The 1,980-nt window shown below is 65.1% G+C and carries 5 protein-coding genes; 2 read left to right on the forward strand and 3 right to left on the reverse strand.

Annotated elements, in window-relative coordinates; all coding sequences use genetic code 11:
- On the forward strand, nucleotides 1–211 hold a 211-nt coding region (locus Q9R39_RS24530; RefSeq protein ID WP_311278439.1), incomplete at its 5' end, for a hypothetical protein.
- Nucleotides 208–450: a recombinase family protein gene (locus Q9R39_RS24820; protein ID WP_189340036.1), complete on the forward strand. Its 243-nt coding sequence runs from the start codon at nucleotides 208–210 to the stop codon at nucleotides 448–450. The genes Q9R39_RS24530 and Q9R39_RS24820, both read left to right, overlap by 4 nt.
- Nucleotides 451–488: 38 nt before the next feature.
- Here the strand turns inward: Q9R39_RS24820 and Q9R39_RS24535 are convergent, their stop codons facing one another.
- The 3 genes from Q9R39_RS24535 to Q9R39_RS24545 all read right to left on the reverse strand — a co-directional run bounded on the left by Q9R39_RS24535 (nucleotide 489) and on the right by Q9R39_RS24545 (nucleotide 1,700).
- Nucleotides 489–806, reverse strand: coding sequence for a hypothetical protein (locus Q9R39_RS24535; protein ID WP_311278440.1), 318 nt, complete (start codon nucleotides 804–806; stop codon nucleotides 489–491).
- A 68-nt stretch (nucleotides 807–874) separates the two neighbouring features.
- Nucleotides 875–1,264: a PLD nuclease N-terminal domain-containing protein gene (locus tag Q9R39_RS24540; protein ID WP_311278441.1), complete on the reverse strand. Its 390-nt coding sequence runs from the start codon at nucleotides 1,262–1,264 to the stop codon at nucleotides 875–877.
- Nucleotides 1,265–1,286: 22 nt separating this feature from the next.
- Nucleotides 1,287–1,700: a hypothetical protein gene (locus Q9R39_RS24545; protein ID WP_211539924.1), complete on the reverse strand. Its 414-nt coding sequence runs from the start codon at nucleotides 1,698–1,700 to the stop codon at nucleotides 1,287–1,289.
- Between the last annotated feature and the right edge of the window lie 280 nt (nucleotides 1,701–1,980).

A 1,980-nucleotide genomic window follows, 5' to 3' on the forward strand; every position in this document is an offset into this window, starting at 1 on the left:
GTCGTCATTCGACCTTTCGATTTCCCCTACCGTCGTCCTCGTCGGCATCATCGCCCTCGCGATTGCTGGGCTGCTACTGCTCTTGGCTACCTGCACCGCGCTATGGAGCCCCGATCCGGCCCAACGCGAGCACGCACGCCTCGTCCTAGCCGATCTACTCCACACCGTTCGCGTCCTGGGACGCGGAGACAACGGCGAGCCGCGGTCATGACCACAACCACACCCCGACGCCCGGTCGGGCGGCCACCGCTGTGCTCACCCTCCACTGCCCAGGCGATCGCAGACTGGCACGCACGCGGTTACAGCGACCAACAGATCGCCGACCGCCTCAACCATGCCGGCGTCCCGACGCCCTCCGGCGGGACGGACTGGACTCGCCAGCATGTCTGGCGGCTCCTAGGCACAGTGCACGTGCGGAAGTACGCGCGTCCAGCGGGGTCTGAGATGTAGCCGCAGTGAGGCCCCGGCCAGGGCTCTCCCCGTCGGTGCTACCAGATGTCGATGGTCTTCCATGTGCCTGCCTGCACTAGACCGTCAATATCTTCCCGGGTGAGGCGAACATAGTGTCCCGGGGAGACAGGAGTGTCAGCCGGAATTCTGTCGGCGCGCACAGGACGCACCTTCCCACTCAACCAACCCACCAACGCTGGTTCGCGGTCGGCGTCGACGCAGCGCTCCCATTGCAGCACTTTGCAATAGCAGGTCGTGGTCTCTACCGCACCGGTTGCAAACCCGCTCGTCACGTCTACAAGCAGCCACCAATCCCCGCCGTCGGTGAGGACCGGTGGTGGCGTGCGGTCGAACATCAGATGGTGCCCCTTGTCGTGTGCGGTCGTAGTTGACGGTCGACGAACGAAAACGCTTCCGCTGACTGCTATTGCGAGAATGGACGATCGTCGTCTGGGCGGTCAGATCGGTCGGCAGCTCGTTGCTGCTCGCGAGCGATCTGGCGTTGCTGTTCGGCGCGATCGCGCAACTGCTGGAGAAACTCTCGGTCGGCCTCGGGGTCCTGCGGAACGTAGCGGCCGGGGTGGTCGTATTCCGGGAACTCGCTGGCCGCACCCGCATGCTGCCGGCGCGGTCGCTCATCCGCGGTAGGACGTCCGACCGCTAGCCACACCAGCGCACCAACCAACGGCAGCATCACGACCAGGATTACCCAGGCGAATTTGGGCAGCCCGCGCACGGCAGCGTCGTCGGTGTTGATGATGTCGATCAGTGCGATCACCAGGATCACCAGGTAAATCAACCCGAGATACGGCACGTCTACTCCCTCTTCACGTCGGTCACCACACCTGCTGTATCCACAGCGGATGTCCGTTCAGGCTCTTGGTTCGGTCAACATAGACCGCGATCACGACCCGCCCGCCCGGGTGGGCGGCGGCCTCGGAGATGACCTGGTGACCGGTCACGTCGTTCCAGCTGGCGGCCTTGTCCGGACGGTAGTACGCCCTGGCGCGATAGCGGGAGTCGGTTTCGAGGATGACGCCCCAGTAGTCGTTGCCCAGTAGGGCGTTGATGACCCGGCCGGCGCCGAGGTGGGCGGCGGCCACGGTGTCGGCGTGGCTGAGTTCGATCACCACCACCCCGCTCTGCGACGTCTCGACGATCCGCGCCGCCTGTGCCGGTGGACTGGTCAGCGCCACCCCGCCCGTCGCTACCGCGAGACTGAGCGCCGCACCGGCCAACGCCGTGCGCATCCTCGATCTCGTCACCATTGCGTGTTCCCTTTCATAACCACGACCTTTGTTATCGCGAATAATAGGCTCTGCCGCTCTGCTTTGGTGTTGGTGGGATCGTTTCATCACGGCGATGCTGTGCCGGAGGACTGGCCAGCACCGCGCGCCCGACAGTGCCGGTCCGCCCCGATCGCGCCCGCCGAACGACAAAGGGCGCACAGGCAATTTCTGCGCGCTCTTTGTGTGGTCAGCGGACCTTACGTAGATAGACGTCGCCGGTGGGGACGCCGCCGGCGAACAA

This window comes from Gordonia sp. AC31 (genome assembly GCF_031844505.1).
Classification (GTDB): domain Bacteria; phylum Actinomycetota; class Actinomycetes; order Mycobacteriales; family Mycobacteriaceae; genus Gordonia; species Gordonia hongkongensis.